The organism is Pseudomonas sp. DF11 (assembly GCF_058148565.1).
In genome coordinates, this window is the sequence record NZ_JBYVYN010000005.1 from 218279 (window position 1) to 236856 (window position 18578).

The 18578-nt window shown below is 60.2% G+C and carries 19 protein-coding genes; 7 read left to right on the plus strand and 12 right to left on the minus strand.

The annotated features are described in order from the left end of the window. Positions 1 to 103 precede the first annotated feature (103 nt). The 6 genes from AC30D9_RS17085 to AC30D9_RS17110 form a co-directional block, all read right to left on the minus strand. Complete coding sequence (locus tag AC30D9_RS17085; protein WP_307571446.1) at positions 104 to 3724, minus strand: transporter substrate-binding domain-containing protein; 3621 nt, start codon at positions 3722 to 3724, stop codon at positions 104 to 106. Between the two features lie 9 nt (positions 3725 to 3733). Next, complete coding sequence (locus tag AC30D9_RS17090; protein ID WP_014337291.1) at positions 3734 to 4360, minus strand: response regulator transcription factor; 627 nt, start codon at positions 4358 to 4360, stop codon at positions 3734 to 3736. A 387-nt stretch (positions 4361 to 4747) separates the two neighbouring features. After that, positions 4748 to 6076 carry a deoxyguanosinetriphosphate triphosphohydrolase gene (locus AC30D9_RS17095; RefSeq protein WP_134923396.1) on the minus strand — a complete coding sequence of 443 codons (1329 nt, stop codon included), beginning with the start codon at positions 6074 to 6076 and terminating at the stop codon, positions 4748 to 4750. 120 nt (positions 6077 to 6196) lie between these two features. Continuing rightward, positions 6197 to 6523: a hypothetical protein gene (locus tag AC30D9_RS17100; protein WP_134923397.1), complete on the minus strand. Its 327-nt coding sequence runs from the start codon at positions 6521 to 6523 to the stop codon at positions 6197 to 6199. Beyond that, positions 6520 to 6909 carry a phage holin family protein gene (locus AC30D9_RS17105; RefSeq protein ID WP_024618372.1) on the minus strand — a complete coding sequence of 130 codons (390 nt, stop codon included), beginning with the start codon at positions 6907 to 6909 and terminating at the stop codon, positions 6520 to 6522. The genes AC30D9_RS17100 and AC30D9_RS17105 overlap by 4 nt, the downstream gene beginning before the upstream one ends. Before the next feature lie 2 nt (positions 6910 to 6911). Beyond that, complete coding sequence (locus tag AC30D9_RS17110; protein WP_092166820.1) at positions 6912 to 7226, minus strand: ElaB/YgaM/YqjD family protein; 315 nt, start codon at positions 7224 to 7226, stop codon at positions 6912 to 6914. 338 nt (positions 7227 to 7564) lie between these two features. Here AC30D9_RS17110 and AC30D9_RS17115 point away from each other — a divergent pair, with 338 nt between their 5' ends. Further along, positions 7565 to 8773 carry an ammonium transporter gene (locus tag AC30D9_RS17115; RefSeq protein ID WP_307571445.1) on the plus strand — a complete coding sequence of 403 codons (1209 nt, stop codon included), beginning with the start codon at positions 7565 to 7567 and terminating at the stop codon, positions 8771 to 8773. Between the two features lie 8 nt (positions 8774 to 8781). Here AC30D9_RS17115 and AC30D9_RS17120 read toward each other — a convergent pair whose 3' ends face one another. Further along, the gene (locus AC30D9_RS17120) at positions 8782 to 10494 is read right to left on the minus strand and encodes a cation:proton antiporter (protein ID WP_134923399.1); all 1713 of its coding nucleotides are present in this window, start codon (positions 10492 to 10494) and stop codon (positions 8782 to 8784) included. 189 nt (positions 10495 to 10683) lie between these two features. Between AC30D9_RS17120 and AC30D9_RS17125 the strand changes: the two genes are divergently transcribed. The 3 genes from AC30D9_RS17125 (at position 10684) to AC30D9_RS17135 (ending at position 12296) form a co-directional block, all read left to right on the plus strand. Continuing rightward, positions 10684 to 10920 carry a glutaredoxin family protein gene (locus tag AC30D9_RS17125; protein WP_134923400.1) on the plus strand — a complete coding sequence of 79 codons (237 nt, stop codon included), beginning with the start codon at positions 10684 to 10686 and terminating at the stop codon, positions 10918 to 10920. Between the two features lie 92 nt (positions 10921 to 11012). Then, positions 11013 to 11333, plus strand: coding sequence for a hypothetical protein (locus AC30D9_RS17130; protein ID WP_003199451.1), 321 nt, complete (start codon positions 11013 to 11015; stop codon positions 11331 to 11333). Between the two features lie 72 nt (positions 11334 to 11405). Beyond that, complete coding sequence (locus AC30D9_RS17135) at positions 11406 to 12296, plus strand: pseudouridine synthase (protein ID WP_490144438.1); 891 nt, start codon at positions 11406 to 11408, stop codon at positions 12294 to 12296. Between the two features lie 212 nt (positions 12297 to 12508). On the opposite strand, the gene AC30D9_RS17140 is transcribed toward AC30D9_RS17135, so the two are convergent. Further along, positions 12509 to 12730, minus strand: a complete 222-nt coding sequence (locus AC30D9_RS17140; protein ID WP_092197592.1) for a YgdI/YgdR family lipoprotein — start codon at positions 12728 to 12730, stop codon at positions 12509 to 12511. A 75-nt stretch (positions 12731 to 12805) separates the two neighbouring features. After that, positions 12806 to 13408 (minus strand): molybdenum cofactor guanylyltransferase MobA, encoded by a 603-nt coding sequence (gene mobA / locus AC30D9_RS17145; protein ID WP_134923402.1) that lies wholly within the window; start codon positions 13406 to 13408, stop codon positions 12806 to 12808. Positions 13409 to 13486: 78 nt separating this feature from the next. On the opposite strand from mobA, the gene moaB reads away from it, so the two are divergent. Then, positions 13487 to 14026 (plus strand): molybdenum cofactor biosynthesis protein B, encoded by a 540-nt coding sequence (gene moaB, locus AC30D9_RS17150; RefSeq protein WP_053120541.1) that lies wholly within the window; start codon positions 13487 to 13489, stop codon positions 14024 to 14026. Between the two features lie 22 nt (positions 14027 to 14048). Continuing rightward, positions 14049 to 15236: a molybdopterin molybdotransferase MoeA gene (locus AC30D9_RS17155; protein WP_307571632.1), complete on the plus strand. Its 1188-nt coding sequence runs from the start codon at positions 14049 to 14051 to the stop codon at positions 15234 to 15236. A 59-nt stretch (positions 15237 to 15295) separates the two neighbouring features. Here the strand turns inward: AC30D9_RS17155 and AC30D9_RS17160 are convergent, their stop codons facing one another. Next, complete coding sequence (locus tag AC30D9_RS17160) at positions 15296 to 15604, minus strand: hypothetical protein (protein ID WP_245150903.1); 309 nt, start codon at positions 15602 to 15604, stop codon at positions 15296 to 15298. 347 nt (positions 15605 to 15951) lie between these two features. On the opposite strand from AC30D9_RS17160, the gene yegS reads away from it, so the two are divergent. After that, positions 15952 to 16869 carry a lipid kinase YegS gene (gene yegS / locus AC30D9_RS17165; RefSeq protein ID WP_307571443.1) on the plus strand — a complete coding sequence of 306 codons (918 nt, stop codon included), beginning with the start codon at positions 15952 to 15954 and terminating at the stop codon, positions 16867 to 16869. Here the strand turns inward: yegS and AC30D9_RS17170 are convergent. Together AC30D9_RS17170 and AC30D9_RS17175 are read right to left on the minus strand one after the other, a co-directional pair. Next, complete coding sequence (locus AC30D9_RS17170; protein ID WP_134923405.1) at positions 16853 to 17512, minus strand: response regulator; 660 nt, start codon at positions 17510 to 17512, stop codon at positions 16853 to 16855. The two genes, yegS and AC30D9_RS17170, sit on opposite strands and share 17 nt — an antisense overlap. Next, complete coding sequence (locus AC30D9_RS17175; protein WP_134926595.1) at positions 17509 to 18402, minus strand: sensor histidine kinase; 894 nt, start codon at positions 18400 to 18402, stop codon at positions 17509 to 17511. The genes AC30D9_RS17170 and AC30D9_RS17175 overlap by 4 nt, the downstream gene beginning before the upstream one ends. Between the last annotated feature and the right edge of the window lie 176 nt (positions 18403 to 18578).

The window sequence follows — 18578 nt, forward strand, 5'->3', positions numbered from 1 at the left end:
AGTGTCGGGGGCGTTCTCGATAGGTGTTTGCGCGTGCAAGGGAAACCGATCGAGAACCCCCCCAGGTACGCACTGCTGAGCGAACAGCATAGTAAACGCTGGATTATTTTGCCTTGGCGATCTCCGTTTCCAGAGCCCGCTCCAGTTCGCTCATGGCGCGGTCGAGGGCGTTGACGCAAGCGCTGATTCCCTCAGGCGCCTGTGCCTGCTGACACGCTTGTTCCAAAGCCTCGCACCGCTGGATCAGCGAGGTCGCCTGGACGATGCGGGCGACGCCTTTTATCTTGTGTGCCGTTTCGGTCAATGCTTGCCGGTTTGCGCCGTGGGCGACGCCCAGCAACTCCTGGCGGTCCGAGCGGCTGCTACTGAGCAGTTCGGCCAACAGGCGCCGGTTGGACGAAGGGTCGCCGCCAGTCAGTGCCTGTAGGCTTTGTACGCTGAAAATCGCGGGGTGGCCGGTGGGTTTGACCGTCTTGATCCATTGGCTCAAGGCGCTCAGGCTGATCGGCTTGAACAGGCAATCGTCCATTCCGGCGTCCTGGCAGCGTTGTTTTTCCTCCGGTTGGGCATTGGCCGTGAAGCCCAGGACGGTGCAGGGCGGCCGTTGCTGCTCGGACTCGTTGCGACGAATCGACCGGGCCAGATCGTAGCCGCTCATGATGGGCATGTTGCAGTCGGCGATGACCAGATCGAAATGCCCTTCCTGCCAAACCTTGAGCCCATGTGCACCATCGTAGGCAACCTGATAGTGGTGGCCGAGATACTCCAGTTGCTGCGACATCAGCAGGCGGTTGGCCGGATGATCGTCCACGACCAGCACATTCAAGGCGGCCCCGGCCGTTTCGATGACCGGCTCAAGCGCAGCGCAAGCGTTTGTCGGCGGCAGGACGTTCAGGTGCAGGCAGACCCGGACCTGGGTCCCGATACCGGGCTGGCTGTTCATGTGCAGGTTGCCGCCCATCATCCGGCACAGGTTGCGACTGATCACCAACCCCAGCCCCGCACCCGTACGGGCCATCCGGCCGCTATTGTCGACCTGGGCAAAAGGCTCGAACAAACGTTGCAGGTCCGCCGGGCTGATGCCGATGCCGCTGTCGTTGACTTCCAGGTGCATTTGCAGCACGTCGTCCCGGTCGGTTGGAGACAGCCGGACCTTGATCAGGACCTGGCCCTGCTCGGTGAATTTAAGGGCATTGCTGATCAGGTTCGACAGCACCTGCTTGAATCGCAACGGGTCCATCAATACGTCAGGGTTGCCCTCGGCAGTGTCGAACTGCAGCGTCAACGCCAGGTTTTTCTGCCGGGCCACACCCTCGAATACCCGTATCACCGATTGCAGCAGGGCCCTGAGATTGACTCGCTCGGGGGCCAGGGTCAGATGGCCTGATTCGATACGGGCGATGTCCAGGATATCGCCTATCAGCTCGAGCATGCCGGAGGCCGACTCGTACGCGACTTCGATGGTCGAGCGGTCGACGTGGCCCTTGTCGGCGTGTTTGAGAGCCAGTTCGAGCATGCCGATCACCGCGTTCATGGGGGTGCGGATTTCATGGCTCATGGTTGCCAGGAACGTGCTTTTGGCCCGGTTGGCGTCATCGGCCCGTTGCTTGGACGCGCGCAGTTCCTCGAACAGCTGGCGCCGTTCACTGATGTCGATCCAGCCGCCGATGATGCCTTGCACTTCGGCGGCGGAGTTTCGGTAGGGGAGGATCCAGTGATAGATCGTCAGTTTCCTGTCCCCGATGTGCAAGGGACGATCCATGATCAGGGCGTTGCCTTCGGCCATGACGCGCTGATAGTCCGCCTGGTACTCCTGCGCTTCGAAGGCATTGCTCATGGAACCTGGCATCAGGCTCTTGCCAATGACGTCTTCGCGTTTTGCACTGAACGCTTGCAGGTAACTGTCGTTGCAACTTTGCAGGATGCCGTTGCGATCCCTTACGTAGATGGGGTGAGGGGTGCCGTTGAGCAGCGAATGCATGAACTCGAGTTGATCATTGAGGGCCAGTTCCGCCCGTTGGCGTTGCCTGATCTGGCGCTGCATGTAGGCGTTCCACGCCAGGGAAAGCAGCAGCAACAGGCCGACGCCCGCGACGATCTGGAAGAACAGGCGGTTGTAGGTGCGCCAGGTGTGTTCCGAGGGTGAGACATAACCGCGCCAGCGGTTGTTGATGACGCCCAGTTCGTCGGGGTCGATGCTGGTCAGGGCCTTGTCGAGGATGGCGTTCAACTCGGTGGCATTTTGGGCCGTGGCCAGTGCGAACATGGCCTGCTGGGTGCCCACCGTGCTGCTGATTTGCAACCTGTCCCGCAACACGTGGGAGGCGATGAAATAGTTGGCCATCACTTGCGAGTTCACGCTGCCGTCGACCTGGCCATGGGCGAGCATTTCCACGGCGCGCAGGGGGCCGTCCGTTTCGATGATCTGGATGCTCGGGTACTGGTTGCGTAGCCATTCAATGACCGGGTTGCCTTTGGCGATTGCCAGGCTTGCGTGGCCGAACTGGTCGAGTGTCGCGGGCGTGTCGGACTGTTTGCGGGTCAGCAGGACGAACGAGCTGGTGATGTAGGGACGACTGAATTTCAGTTGGAGTTGTCGTTCATTGCTGGGCAACAGTGCAGCGATCATGTCGGCTTGATCGTTCAGGACCGCAGCGATCATTTCGCTGTCGTTCTGGCGGCGCTGGATGTCCAGGCGCAGGCCGGTGCGCAGCCGGATCAGTTCCAGCAGGTCGGCGCTGATGCCGCGAAAGTCGCCGTCCGAATCGAAGAAGGTGAAGGGCGCGGACGTTTCGTTCACCACCACCCGGACCACCGGATGTTTCGCCAGCCAGCGTTGCTCGCGCTCGGTCAGTTGTATCCTGTGGTCCGTGAGGTACAGGTCGCTGCCTGCGCTCCAGCGCTTGGAGATGGCTGCCTGCTCGGCAATGGGGACCTGGTTCAGCGTAGCGTTGATGACCTCCAGCAAGCGGGTATCGCTGCGTCGTACGGCGAACCCGAACCCGTGGGATTCATGTTTGCCGAAGCTGGCCATGCGGATATTGCCCAAGTAGCCATTGTTGATCATGTAGTGGGTGGAAAGGGTATCGCCGAGAAATACGTCGGCCTGGCCGAAGGCGACGGCGTTGATGGCGTTCTGGTAGGACGGATAGGTGGTGATGAGTGCCTTGGGGTAGAGTTTTTCAATTTCCTGTAGCGGCAGGTAGTGATAGACCATGCTCAGCCGCAACCCCTCGAGATCGTCGGTCAGGGATCGGCTTTCATTCGTTCGGGTGACGAGAACGGGTTGGTCCACGGCGTACGGGGTCGATAGCACGATGTCGGGGTTGCGGGCTTCGAAACCGTTGGCGGTGCCCAGCAAATCGATTTGCCCCTCCGTGAGTGCGGCCATGGCCGCCTCGCGGGAACCGAAGCGCAGGACGCTGATGGGCAGGCCGGTGGCCTTGGCGAGGATGTCGGCATAATCGGCGGTCAGGCCTTCGTAGTCGTGTCCACTGGTAGTGAGATCGAAGGGCGGGTAATCCGGGGCGGAAGTTCCCACGACCAGCTTCTGTCGATCCTGTAGCCAGGCGCGATGAACGTCATCGAGCTTGATCTCGGTATGGGTCATGGACGAACGACCCAGCAGCGTGTATCGCTCGGGCATATCCGGTGCCGCCGTGAGCACTCCCGTATATAACGCTGCGCTGATCAGCAAGAGGCATTCCGATAGGCGTCTGAGCATCCTTTTTTCTCACACCAGCGCGTTGCGCTTCGCCATTTCAATCAACTCGACCAGGGACTTGACCTTGAGTTTCTGCATCAGCCGTTTCTTATAAGTACTGACGGTCTTATTGCTGAGAAACATTCCCTTGGCTATTTCCTTGTTGGTACGGCCCTGTGCAAAAAGTTGCAGCACCATCAGTTCCCGATCATTGACACTTTTGAAAAGGTCCAGCTCGATACTGCGTGGATCATCCGGGCGCACCGGATTCAGCGCCTGGCTGGGGAAATAGTTATAGCCGGACAATACCGCTTTGATCGCGCTGACAAGTTCGCTGAGGTCTTCTTGTTTGCAAACGTAACCAGAGGCACCGGACTGCATGCAACGAATGCCGAAGAGCGTCGGCGACTGGGCCGTGAGTACCAGCGTCTTGAGCGGAGTCGTCATGGCGTTGAAGCGCGAGAGGATTTCCAGTCCATCGAGTTTGGGAATGCTGATGTCCAGGATAACCAGGTCTGGCATGCATTCGCGCACCATTTGCATCGCATCGACGCCGTTGTCAGTTTCTCCTACGACCTTATAGCCCTCATGCTCCAGAAGCATGCGAACGGCGAGGCGGATGACCGGATGATCGTCGACAATGAAAACGGAGTTCATGAATAAATTACCCTGCGAACTTGAATAAAGCGCGCACCTTAGCCCACTTACCGCCCGGGCCGTACGAAGAGACAGGCATGCAACTTCAATTTCAGAAGTTTCCTACAAAAAAAGAGGCAAGATATTACGATGTAATTGGGTTTTTAGTAGGCGATTGAAATAAGACGGGGAGGGTTACTGGCCGTTTGTGAAGGGATATTTCTTGCGATGGGATGTTTATGCAAACAAGTGGGGTGGATTCGTTCAATATTGCGTGGAAGTTTCACGCTGTGGAACTTGTACGATGAAGCCATTGTGGGATCGGGCTTGCTCAGGAAGACGCAGGCTCATTCAACATCGTCGCAGCCTGCCCCACCGCTTCGCGAGCAAGCCCGCTTCCCCACCTATTTATTGGCGTGTGCGGCCTGTCATCTCCTGGGCCATTTCGCTGGCGTAGCTGTCGGTCATCCCGGCGATGAAATCGATCATTCGCAGGAAGGCCCCATGCAAGGGGCCGTTGGGATCCGGCGCGTTGTTTCCCAGCAGGTCGAGAATGCGGCGATTCTTGAACGAAGGCGTGCGGCCACCGTGCTGTTCGAGGGCGGCTCCGCAGAATCCGTTGAGCAGGATTTCCAGCGTGGTGTAGGCGCCGATTTCATGCAGGGTCTTGCGCTTGTCCTGGAAAATTTTCCGCCGCGCCATGTCCTTGGCATTCAACACGCAGCGTTTTGCCGGACCATGCATATGTTCCACCAGATCTCCTGGCAGCGTGCCGGCAAGCAACGCTTCCTGCTGTTCGACAAAAGCCCGGGCGGCGGCGTTGGTCAGGTGCTCGATGGCCTTGCCCCGCAGGATCGCCAGTTTGCGCCGCCGTGAATCCTGTGGCCCAAGTTGCCGGTAGGTGTCTGGTAGATCGTCGCCCACCAGGTCCAGGAGCAGGGACTCCACCTGCGGGTATTCCAGGAGGTCCATCTCCACGCCGTCTTCCAGGTCGATCAGTGCGTAGCAGATGTCATCGGCGGCTTCCATCAGGTACACCAAGGGATGTCGCGCCCAGCGTTGATCCTCGATCTGTGGCAGGCCGAGCTTGTGGGCAATCTGCTCCAACAGCGGCAGTTCGCTCTGGTAGCAACCGAACTTGTGTTTCTTGTAGCCCAGCGAGTCGGCGTGGCGGGCGGTCCAGGGATATTTCAAATAGGTGCCGAGGGTGGCATAGGTCAGTCGGGTCCCACCGTCGAACTGATGGTATTCAAGCTGTGTGAGCACGCGAAATCCCTGGGCGTTGCCTTCGAAGTTGAGGAAGTCGTTGCGCTCGGCTTCACTCATGCCATCAAGCCAGCCACGACCGGCGGCCTGTTGGAACCAATAACGAATAGCGTCCTCGCCGGAATGACCGAACGGTGGGTTGCCGATGTCGTGGGCCAGGCAGGCCGATTGCACGACCATGCCCAGGTCGCTGGGCTCACACCAGTCAGGCAGGGCATTGCGGATGGTTTCTCCCACGCGCATGCCCAGGGAACGCCCGACGCAACTGACTTCCAGGGAGTGGGTCAGGCGCGTGTGGATGTGGTCGTTGCTGGAGACCGGATGCACTTGCGTCTTGCGTCCGAGGCGGCGGAAGGCCCCGGAAAAGATGATGCGGTCGTGGTCCTTGTGGAAGGGACTGCGGCCCAGCTCTTGCGGACTGTGCAGCGGTTTTCCGAGGCGTTCGCGAGTCAGCAGGGTGTGCCAATCCAAGGCCGGTTGCTCCGTTTGATGAGGTCGATGCCCTAGCTTCCCGGTTCGTGGGGCGTCCTGCAAGGACCAGGGCTCGTGCAGGATAGGAATATGGTCAAGTACAAAACCCTGTGGCGAGCCTCAGGGCTTGCGCACACTCTTGGCCAGCTTGATCAACGGCAACAGCGTCGTTGCCAACCGGATCAGGCTGGTCACGCCGCCGCTACGACTGCGTTTGCCGGTGATGAAGCCGAGTAAGGTCACCGCCGCCACGCCCCACAGTGGCGCGTGCTTGATGCCGAAACCTTCGTGCCAGCTTTGCGTCAGGCCGCGTACCCGTTGCAAGGGTTGCAGCAACTGGCGGGTTTCCTGACGGATTTCCTGGCGATGCATTTCCATGCGCAGGCGCACCAGCGCCTTGCGCATTTCCTGTCTTGTGCGGGCTTGAGGGATATCAGGCAGGCTCATGGCAGCAGGCGCTCCCGGTCATTGGCCAGTTCTTCGAGGGTGGCGTTGAAAGGGGAAGACTCGTCGTAGATCGCTGCCTTGAGCCGCAGACCGCAGAACAGCGCCGCCAGCAGATAGAACAGGCACAGGCCGATAATGCCCGCCAGGCGATAGGTGTCCCATACCAGGATCAGTACCAACGCCGAAAGCCCGACCAACAGCAGCAAGCCGAACACCAGCGCCAGGCCGGCGAACAGCAGGAGGCTGACGGTGCGTGCCTTCTGTTCCTGCAGCTCCATGCCGAACAATTCGACGTGGCTGTGCAACAAGCCAAGAAACGCCGCGCCGAGGCGGCGTGCAGTCGGTTGGGTGCCCGCTTCGGACGAGCCGGATTCGTCGATACCCATCATCAGCGCCGTGTCGCCAGCAAACCAATCAGAAAGCCAACGCCCGCGGCAATGCCTACCGATTGCCAAGGGTTGGCCTGTACGTATTCCTCGGTGGCGACCACCGCGGCCTGGCCGCGTTCACGCATGGAATCTTCCGTCAGCTTTAGCGTTTCGCGGGCGCGCAAGAGGGTTTCGTGGATCTGGCTGCGCAGTGCATCGGCTTGATCGCCTGCCAGCGTCGCGGTGTGATCGAGCAACCGCTCCGTGTCGCTGACCAGCGTCTGGAAATCTTCCATCAGGATTTCTTGAGCAGTCTTTGCCTGGGTTCTGGCCATCGGTGGATCTCCGTAAGTGACGTCTGAAACGTTCGAGTATGAGCCTTGCTGGAAGGTTCAGTACAAGTGACTGGTACAACTTTTGCTCAAGCTTTGCCATGTACTGGTGCGTCAGCCTGCGCCAGTGCGCTGAAGCTGGGCGAAAGCCTGCAAAACCTTAACCCAAATAATCAAAACCCGCGAAGCACCTCCAAGCGGGATTTCGTTTTGCCCGTTCTTGCGCACCAAAGCAGTTCATCGACCTGCGTTCGGCAGATGAGCTGTTTCAACTTGGTGCGCTTGAAAGGCAGGCGAACCGGTTTGGTGCTTTTTTCAACTTTTTCAGGTCTGCCAACACCATGGAAAATATGCAAAGTGCCGTGGACAGTCTGGTCCACAGCTCCAATACGCTGTTCATCCTGCTTGGCGCAGTCATGGTTCTGGCCATGCATGCCGGCTTTGCGTTTCTTGAAGTAGGAACGGTCCGACAAAAGAACCAAGTCAATGCGCTGTCGAAAATCCTCAGCGATTTCGCGATCTCTACCCTGGCCTATTTCTTCATAGGTTATTGGATTTCCTACGGTGTGACCTTCCTGCAACCGGCGGCGGTGCTCAGCACCGATCATGGCTACAGCCTGGTGAAGTTCTTCTTCCTGCTGACCTTTGCCGCCGCGATCCCCGCCATCATCTCCGGCGGTATTGCCGAGCGTACGCGGTTCGCACCGCAGTTGTGCGCCACGGTGCTGATCGTGGCGTTTGTCTATCCGTTTTTCGAAGGCTTGGTCTGGAACGGCAATTTCGGTCTGCAGGCCTGGTTGCAAGCTCGGTTCGGCGCCAGTTTCCATGATTTCGCTGGCTCCGTGGTGGTGCATGCCATGGGCGGCTGGCTGGCGCTGGCCGCCGTACTCTTGCTCGGACCGCGTAACGGCCGCTATCGGGACGGTCGCCTGGTGGCGTTCGCGCCTTCGAGCATCCCATTCCTGGCCTTGGGTTCGTGGATCCTGATTGTCGGCTGGTTCGGTTTCAACGTGATGAGTGCCCAGACCCTGCCTGGGGTGAGCGGGCTGGTGGCGGTCAACTCGCTGATGGCCATGGTGGGCGGTACCGTGGCGGCATTGATTGTCGGGCGCAATGACCCTGGTTTCCTGCACAACGGCCCGCTGGCCGGGTTGGTGGCAGTCTGTGCCGGTTCCGACCTGATGCATCCGGTTGGTGCGCTGGTCACTGGCGCCATTGCCGGAGCCTTGTTTGTCTGGTGCTTCACTGCGGCCCAGGGCAAGTGGAAGATCGACGATGTACTCGGCGTCTGGCCATTGCACGGATTGTGCGGGGTCTGGGGCGGCATTGCCTGTGGCATCTTTGGCCAGAGTGCCCTGGGTGGCCTGGGTGGGGTCAGCCTGATCAGCCAGTCGATCGGCACGGCGCTGGGTGTTGTCGTCGCCCTGGCCGGCGGCTTCGCGGTCTACGGGGTGATCAAGGCCGTGCTGGGGCTGCGCCTGACCCAGGAAGAAGAGTATTACGGCGCCGACCTGTCGATTCACAAGATCGGCGCGGTCAGCCAGGACTGATCGTCGCACTAAGGTTCCTTGTCCTGGTTGCCGGGATAAAAGCCATGGAGCAGGCGGTAACGGTCGTGACGAACCTGATCCACATGATGCCGGACCCGTTGCTCGGGCAGGCCCAGCATGATCAGGGCGTGGGAGGCCAGCATCAGGCTCGACTCCAACAGTTCCGGGACCACTTCGCTGGCCCCGGCAGCCTGCAACTCGGCCAGTTGGCTGTCGTCACGGGTACGCACCAGGATCGGTACCTGGTGGTTGACCTGTCGGGCCGCCTTGAGCACGGTGATAGCGATGTCGGTCTTGTCCACCGCTATCACCAGCAACCTGGCGCGGCTCAAGCCAACGGCCGCAAGCAGGTCACCTCGTCGCGAATCCCCATAGTGCACGCAGTTTTCCCCGACGGTGGCTTCCTGGATGATCACCGGGTCGTCATCCAGGGCGACGAACGCCTGGCCTTCGCGGCGCAGGAAGCGCCCGATGGACTGGCCGACGCGCCCGTAGCCGCAAATGACTACGTGACCCGACAAGCCGGCATTGAGTGCGCTGATCTGGTCCAGTTGTGCTTCTTCGTTCGGTTTGCGATGCAGGCGCGCGGCGATGCGTGGTGCCGCACGCAGCAACAGCGGGGTCAGTAGCATCGAGCAGAATGTCGCAGCCAGTAGCAGGCCGCTGATGTCGGCGGGCATGAGGCGGTTTTGCTGCATCAGTGCCATCAGGGCGAAGCAGAATTCACCACCTTGGGCCAGTGCCAGGCCGCTACGCCAGGCCGTTTCACCGTCGCTGCCGCGCCATTTCACCAGGGCGGCGACCACGCAGCCCTTGATGAGCATCAAGCCGAGGGTCAATCCCAGGATCAACAAGCCGTCATCGAGGAATAGCTGCAGGTCGATCAGCATGCCGATGCTGACGAAGAACAGCCCCAGCAGGATGTCGCGGAACGGGCGTATGTCGGCTTCGATCTGATGCCGATAGTGGCTTTCCCCCAGCAACATGCCCGCCAGGAAAGCCCCCAGGGCCGGTGACAAACCGAGCAAATGGGTCAGCCACGCCGTCAGCAATACGATTACCAGAGCCAGCAGCACGAACAGTTCGGCGGACCGGGACGCCGCCACCTCATGGAACAGCCGGGGCAACAGCAGCCGACTGGTCAGCAGCAGGCCGCCGAACAAAACCAGGGTCTTGCCCAAGGTCAGGGGCAGCGCCCAGTACCACGGGTGCTCGCTGCTGCCAGCGAATACCGGCACCAGGGTCAACAACAGCACCGCGACAACGTCCTGGAACAACAACACGCCGATGGCGTTCTGGCCGTGGCTGCTGAAGATCTCGCCCAGGCTGGTCAACTCCTTGCTGACGATAGCAGTGGAGGACAAGGCCAGGCCTGCGCCGAGCAACAACGCGGCGATCACCGGCGCGCCACACAATGCCAGCAGTCCGGCCAGGATCGCCCCCGAGCACAGCACCTGCAGGCTGCCCAAGCCGAACACGACCCGACGCAGTTCGAGCATTTTCGACAGGGAAAACTCCAGCCCCAGCGAGAACAGCAGGAACACCACCCCGAGCTCGGCCAGGTCTGGCAATTCTTCGCTGTCGTTCACCCAGTCCAGCGCGGTAGGCCCGACCGCCAACCCGACGCAGAGATACCCCAGCACGGGTGGCAGGCGCAGCCGCCTGAACAAGGCGATGACCACCAGGGACGAGGCAAGGATGATCAGCAGATTGGCAAACAAGGGGAACTCCGTTTCAAGGCCACGACCTACAGCGTAGAGGGGAAAATGCACCAAGCGTCGCTGGAAAAGCATTTGTGTTCAGTGATTTGCATCAGCGTTTTACCGAAACACCCTGAAGCGAGCCAGCGACTCGACGGTTTCCCGGGGCCGGCCTAGAATGACCGTCTATCTTTTTTGGGTCTACCCGCCATGCTTCCTGAATGCCAGCTGTTCGGCACCCTGGGGTGTCATCTATGTGAAGTTGCAGAAGGGGTGCTGATGCCTTTCGTCGAACATGGATTGATGGTGGAGCTGGTGGACATTTCAGAGCGTGAAGACTGGGTGGACGATTATGCGTTGCGTATCCCCGTGCTGCGCAGGCTGGATACCGGTGCCGAGCTGGAATGGCCCTTCGAGGCCGAACAGATCGTGACCTTCCTCCGTTGAGCGGTTCGTCCGTCGGTTCCTGAGACGGCGGTTGGCGAAAGTAGCGTGCTTCGGTTACTGTATGTGCATACAGCTATCTGGAGTGCTCCCCCTTGGTCAATGTCGAACAACTGAAAAGCAGCGTAAACAGGATGTCCGCGGACGTTGTGCGTGAGGCCGTCCTGGAGCTGCGCCTGGATGGCTTGGTGACCGAAGGCAAGACACCGTTCAATAAACTGCATTTCAACACCTGCTTCGCCGAGATCGAAGCGTTGTTCCAGCGTGCCGGCTATCACAAGCAATTGGATGTGGTGGGTTACCAGGGCTTGCTCTACGCGCTGTACGATCCGGGTCGCTGGGAGGCGGTGGAGGTGCTGCGCTGGTTGAAGGAGTTCACCGAAGCGGCGGCGAAATCGACGTCAGTCACGGCGTAAAGCAATCATCGCTGGGCTGGTTGGTGCGACTGTCGGATAATGCCGCCCTGCAAAAATGCCTAAGAGTCTTCAATGTCCGGTCCATCGTTTTCCGCCGCTCATCATCAGGCCAGTACGCTGTATCTGCCGCCCGGTTCCTGGCCGACGGTGCTGGAGTGTCTGTGCGAGCATTTCAGCGCTATCAGTCGCGAGCAGTGGCTGGACCGGATCGCCCGGGGCCGGGTATTGGATGGGGAGGGCAAGGCCATCCCAGTCGATTTGCCGTACCGCGAAGGCCTGCGCATCCACTACTTCCGTGAAGTGCCCGACGAGAAGCCGATCCCGGTGGTGGAGTCGATCCTGTATGTCGACGAGCACCTGGTGGTGGCGGATAAACCACATTTCCTGCCTGTCACCCCAGCGGGTGAATACGTCGAGCAAACCTTGTTGCGACGGCTGATCCGGCGGCTGGACAATCCGCATCTGGTGCCCTTGCATCGCATCGACCGGCATACGGCCGGGCTGGTGTTGTTTTCGGCCAACCCGCACACCCGTTCGGCGTATCAGTCGTTATTCCCGACGCGACGGATCGAGAAACGCTACCAGGCCATTGCCCGCGCATTGCCTGGATTGACCTTTCCCCGGGTGCATAAAAGCCGGATGGTCGATGGCGAGCCGTTCTTCCGGATGCAGGAAGGGCCGGGCGAGCCCAATACCGAAACGGCCATCGAAGTGCTGGAACGCAATGGCGAGCTGTGGCGGTATGGCTTGTATCCGGTTACGGGCAAGAAGCATCAGTTGCGGGTTCACATGAATGCCCTGGGGGCGGGGATCTGCAACGATCCGTTTTATCCTGATGTGCTTCGGGATGTTGAGGATGATTACGCCAATCCGCTTAAGCTGCTGGCTCAGGGGTTGCGTTTTGTTGATCCGGTTACGGGGCAGGAGCGGGTGTTCGAGAGCGGTATTTCGTTGCAGTGGTAGTTTTTTTGTTCAGGGTATGGTGTGTATATCCGTTATTTAGGTAACGGCCGCTGGCGGTTTCGCCCTGACGGCCGCCGTAAGGGCGGAACCCTAAGTGGCCGTTACCGCAGCAACGGATATACACCCAAGCCCCAAGCCCCAAAAAAAACCGGCGCTTCCCTCTTCAGGAAGCGCCGGTTTTTCCAGCAACATCGGGGCAGCAACGTTACAGATTACAAATCCTTAACGGTACGAACCTGATCCTTGTTCACGCGAGTCTGCTTGCCATCCAGTTGCTCAAATTCGTAGAAGCCGCTTTCTTCATCGTAATGTGGGGTATCGACGGCCTGGATTTCGCGACCGTCATTCAAGGTGATCACTGTAGGCGATGCGCACCCGGCAAGGGTGGCGAGGCCCAGAGCGAGCATGAACGTGGCGAGGGTCCGTTGTATCATGGTGTTTCTCCGAAATGGATTCTTCAAGTTACTGACCTTCAGACGTATACATCGCGCGCAAGTTCCTGGCTAGTGTCAATCTGACACGCCTTTATGTTGGGCCAGTAACTCCGGCGTGTTCAGATTGGCCAGCCGGGGATCGTCGGCCGGGCATTGCAATGCAACGGCGTGCAGTGCGCGCATGATTCGGCCGGGGCTGCGTTCGCCTTCGCTCCAGGCGTGTTCGAAGCTTTCTGCCAGGACCAGCGGAATGACGCACAGCAGCGGCTCCCAGTGCTCGCCGTGCCGCACCATCAGTGGTTTGTCGGGGTGCTGGCTGGCCATCTTGCGCATGTTGTCGAGCAGGCTTGCGTCGATTTGCGGTACGTCGCATGGCAGCACCAGCAGATACGGATGTCTCGCTGCCTTGAGGCCTGCCCGGATACCCGCCAGCGGCCCGGGGAAGTCACCTTCCTCGTCATGCACCAACTGATCGGCATACATCGCATAACGTTGCGGATTGCGGTTGCAGGAGATGATCAGGTCATCGCTCATGGCGCGGGTCTTGCGATGGAGATGGGCAATCAGCGGTTCGCCCTGCCACTGCACCAGGCCTTTGTCTTGGCCGCCCATGCGTTGCCCGCGTCCGCCCGCCAAGAGCAAGATGGAGCAAGAGGGCAGTGACGTGTTCGTGGTCATGGCGTGTCTCCGCACGGGCGAAAAAATGAAGCGCTGTGATATAACACCGGGCTGTTTCCTCCACAACTGGACGAGCCTATGAAAGCCAAGGCTGATGTACCTTTCGTGCCGCTCAATATCGCGGTGCTGACTGTCAGTGATACCCGTACCCTGGAAACCGATACGTCCGGGCAGGTCTTCGTCGATCGACTCACGGCGGCCGGCCACAACCTGGCGGCGCGAGTCCTGCTCAAAGATGATTTGTACAAGATCCGTGCGCAAGTCGCGACCTGGATTGCCGAGGACGTGGTGCAGGTGGTGCTGATCACCGGTGGCACCGGCTTCACGGGGCGTGACAGCACGCCGGAAGCCGTCACGTGCCTGTTGGACAAGCAGGTCGATGGTTTCGGCGAGCTGTTCCGGCAGATATCCGTGGCCGACATTGGCACTTCCACCGTGCAGTCCCGCGCGTTGGCGGGCCTGGCCAATGGCACGCTGGTGTGTTGCCTGCCGGGTTCGACCAACGCGGTGCGTACCGGATGGGATGGCATCCTGGCTGAACAGCTGGATGTGCGGCATCGGCCGTGCAACTTCGTGGCTCATTTGAAACAGGCGGCTCCTTGTGAATCCCGTGGGTAAACCGGGCAAGGGCGGTGCCTTGATGGCCGTTGAGGTTGCGTTGGAGCGACTACTCGAGATGGCGGCGGCCACACCGATTGTCGAACGCGAGCATTTGCCTTTGGCTGCGACGCCAGGGCGAGTGCTTGCCGAAGATCTGATATCGACCCTTGATTTGCCGCCATGGCCCAACAGCGCCATGGACGGCTATGCCTTGCGGCTGGCTGACTGGAATGGCGAGCCGTTGAGGGTCAGCCAGCGGGTTTTTGCCGGGCAGGCACCGGAACCGCTGGCCGCTGGCACATGTGCGCGGATCTTCACGGGGGCGCCAGTCCCGGCCGGCGCCGATTGCGTCGAGATGCAAGAAAACGCTGTGGTTGAAAGCGACCAGCGCGTGCGGTTTACCGAGCCCATGGTCAGCGGACAGAACATTCGCCCCCAGGGACAGGAGACTACCGTTGGGGAGCAGGTTCTTGCTGCCGGCACTCGCTTGGGGCCGATCGAGCTGGGGCTGGCGGCATCCTTGGGCTGTGCATCGCTGGAAGTGGTGCGCAAGGTCCGTGTCGCAGTCTTGTCCACGGGGGATGAGCTGGTCGAACCCGGTCAGGCGCTGGGCCCAGGCCAGATCTATAACAGCAACCGCGTGCTGCTGTGTGGCTGGCTGCAGCGCCTGGGCTGTGAAGTGGTTGACGCGGGTATTCTGCCCGACGATTTATCGGCCACCCGCGAGCGCCTGGCGCAGTTGTCGGATGTCGATCTGATCCTGTCCACCGGCGGGGTATCGGTGGGAGAGGCGGACTTCCTGGGCATCGCCTTGCGCGAGGACGGTGAGTTGGCGCTTTGGAAGCTCGCCATCAAGCCGGGTAAGCCGCTGACGTTCGGGCATTACCGTGGCGTGCCAGTCATAGGTCTGCCTGGAAACCCAGCCTCGACCCTCGTGACTTTCGCCCTGCTGGCAAGGCCCTACCTGCTAAGGCGCCAAGGCGTCCAGTCGGTGGCGCCGCTCAAGTTCAAGGTGCCGGCCGGTTTCGCCTGGCCGAAGGCGGGCAGTCGACGAGAGTATTTGCGAGGTCGCATGGAGAATGGTCGAGCGATCATCTACCGCAATCAAAGCTCGGGAGTCCTGCGCAGCGCGGCCTGGGCCGAGGGCCTGGTCGAAGTACTCGAGGGGCGGACATTGGTTGAGGGCGATGAAGTGGGCTTCATTCCCTTGAGCGAAGTCCTGGGCTAGCACTATGGCAGCTGTTCTCCGGCCCGAGTCGGATACCCGGGCCTTCATGCACCTCACCTTCAGCGCGTGAGCAGCATCACCAGCTGATCGAATCGATTGTTGGCAATCCAGCCCAACAGACCGAGCACCACCGCTGCGGCGCCAGCCGAATAGGCCAGCCTGTGGCGGATCACCTTTACGTCGGTGCGAATTTCATCCATGTCTTTGCGGATGTATTTGAGGTGGGTTTCCAGTTCAACGACGCGCGGTTCCAAATCAATTCCTCCAACGGGATTACTGCAACTTTTGCATTCGTTTCGAGTATCGGCCTGCCCGCTCCCGAGGGGTGCGCGCTGCCGGGGCAGCAGCTTGTATTCACGGTTATGCATGGGACGGTTCATCCCCTTGGCCATAACTGTTCGAACGACTGAGCCGGCCCCGGCGAGCCGTGATGTATCCATCCATGGGTAAGTGCTTCCTTATGTGATGAGGTTTTAGCGTTCCAGCAAAACAGAAGGCCAAGGTGTCTCAATACCGCTAGAGGGTCAATTGAGCGGATTCGCCAGGTCTTGTAAGAAAACTCTTCGAATCAAGGCGTACCGACAGGGGCAAGTTGCCCAACGGGTGTTCTCCCGGAGCAAGACTTCCTGCTTTTTTAATAAATTGAGGTGCGTCGAGGCTTTTTCGGTCGAATGAGTGGTCCCATTTCCTGAACCTTCCAATGACGGAGACAACGATGAGCAAAGGCAAGGCGCTGTTGATTTTGCATGGCAAGCAAGCGCTCAACGAAGAGGTTCGCACGGCAGTGATGCTCAAGCGCGAGCAGGGTTGGGAGCTGGCAGTACGGTTGACCTGGGAGGCCGGTGACGCCCAACGATGCGTCGATGAGGCGCTGGAAGCCGGTTATACGCGACTGATCGCCGGCGGCGGTGATGGGACCTTGCGTGATATCGCCGAAGCGATCGTCCTCAAGTCGAGCGAGGCCAGCCTGGTATTGCTGCCGCTGGGCACTGCCAACGATTTCGCCCGGGCCGCCGGTGTTCCGTTGGAACCTGCGCAGGCCCTGGATTTGCTCGACGTTGCGCCGCAGGCCGTGGATGTGGGCGAGGTCTGCGGCCGGATTTTCCTGAACATGGCCACCGGCGGTTTCGGCAGCCAAGTGACGGCGAACACTTCCGAGGATCTCAAGAAAGTCCTGGGGGGCGCGGCCTACCTGTTCACCGGCCTATCGCGATTCAGTGAACTGAGTGCCGCCTATGGCGAGTTGCAGGGTCCCGATTTTCACTGGCGAGGCGATTTGCTCGCGCTGGGTATCGGCAATGGCCGGCAGGCGGGGGGCGGTCATGTGCTGTGCCCGCAGGCCTTGGCCGATGATGGGTTGCTGGACATCAGCATCCTGCCGGCGCCTCAGGAAGTGGTCAGTACGTTGAAGGACTTGCTGGCGGGAGGCCTGGGCATCGATAACATGTTTGTCCGCGCGCGCTTGCCATGGGTGGAGATCAAGGTCGCCCAAGGCCTGGATATCAATCTCGATGGCGAGCCGTTGCAGGTGGACACCCTGCGCTTCACTGTCCGCCCGAAGGCTCTGCGCGTGCACCTGCCGTCCGATTCGCCGCTGTTGGGCGCTGCGGCGGCGCTCAATCGTCCAGGCTGATGATTTTTTCGCGCACGGCGAACAGCACGAGGCCGGCCACGTCATGGATCTGCAGGCGCTTCATGATTTGCGCCCGGTGGGTTTCGACGGTCTTGATGCTCAGGTTCAGGCCGTTGGCAATTTCCCGGGTGGACTTGCCACGCACGATCAGCCGCAGTATTTCCAGTTGGCGTGCCGTCAGGTTATGGGCCTGGGCGGGGTCCGGCTGCTGCTTCTGGACGCGGATCAGTGCCTGGTTGATCACGGTATGGGCGATGGCCGGGCTCAGGTAGCGTTCGTTGTTGCGCAGCGCCTCCAGGGCGTGTTTGAGCTCATTGGCGGTGGTGTCCTTGAGCAGGTAGCCATGGGCTCCGGATTCCAGCGCCTGCATGATCAGTGCTGGATCCGTATGCATGGACAGGATCAGCACCTTGCTATGGGGACGCACCCGCTTGAGCTGTTGCAAGGCATCCAGGCCGCTGGTGTCCTTCATGGAAATGTCCAGCAGCACGATGTCGGGGTTCAGCCGCTCTACCAATTCCACCAATTGCGTGCCGTCATTGGCTTCGCCGATCACGGCATAGCCCGGGATGTCCGTGACCAGCGCGCGTACGCCAGCCCTGATCAGGGAGTGGTCATCTACCAGAAGCAAATTACAAATCAAAGGAGAACCTTATTCTTACTGGCTCGTTCCAGGGCACGCGGCGCCCAGGGAAAGCGTGCTTCGATGTGCGTGCCTTTGCCGGCCTCGCTGATGACCTTGAGGGTGCCGCCCAATTGTTCGACCCGCTCCGACATGCCGGCCATGCCCCGTTGACCTTCACGAGCGGGGTGGGTGGCCGGGACAAACCCCTGGCCGTCGTCGCTGATCAGCAGGGTCAGGCCGTCGGGCAGGCGTTGCAAGCGTACCAGCAGATTCGTCGCCCGGGCATGGCGCAAGATGTTGGTGACCGCCTCCTGGGTGATCCGGAACACCGCGACCGACATCTCCTCGGGGATGCCTGTCATGCGCTGTTGGCAATCGAGGCTCCATTTTACCGGGGCATTGGCCAGGGTCTTGAGCAAATGCGCCCGCAGGCTGGCTTCAAGCCCGAGGCTGGCCAGTTCCCTGGGGTTGAGGATCGCCGATACATCGCGGACCTTGTTGAGGGTTTCGTCCAGGGTCTCGCACAGGAGCTCGCACTGGCCTTGCAGTTCTTCCGGTACCCGGCGCTTGAGCCATTCGCCTTGCAGTTTCGCCGCAGTCAGCAACTGGCCAATGTCGTCGTGTAGTTCGCGGCTGAGCCGATGGCGCTCGTTTTCCTGGACCTCGAGCAACCGCTCGGCCAGTTCCTGCGGCTGGAACTTGATGGATTTGCGCGACAATCGATGGTGGATCCAGACACAGGTCATTGCCGCGACATTCAGTGCCAGCAAGCTCAACGGCACCGTATGAGCGTACAGGTAGGTCACCAGGCAGCCGAGGGTCGAGCAGATGCACAACAATAATGTGAAGCGGCGGGCGTTTTCTCGGGAGGGAGGCCAGGTGATAAATGACTTGAGGCTGGCGTGCATAGCGGATGGAGCCAATGAATGTTCGCTGCGGGCTGGCCGGTCAGCGCATCTGACAGGCCGGGTCGGGTAAACGTTTCAGGTCGAGGGCTGCTTCGGTTGGCGGTCTTTACGGCGCTGTCTTGAAGTGGCTGACGCGGGAGATAGTACCACTTCATATTTCGTTGGTCGCGCTCGGC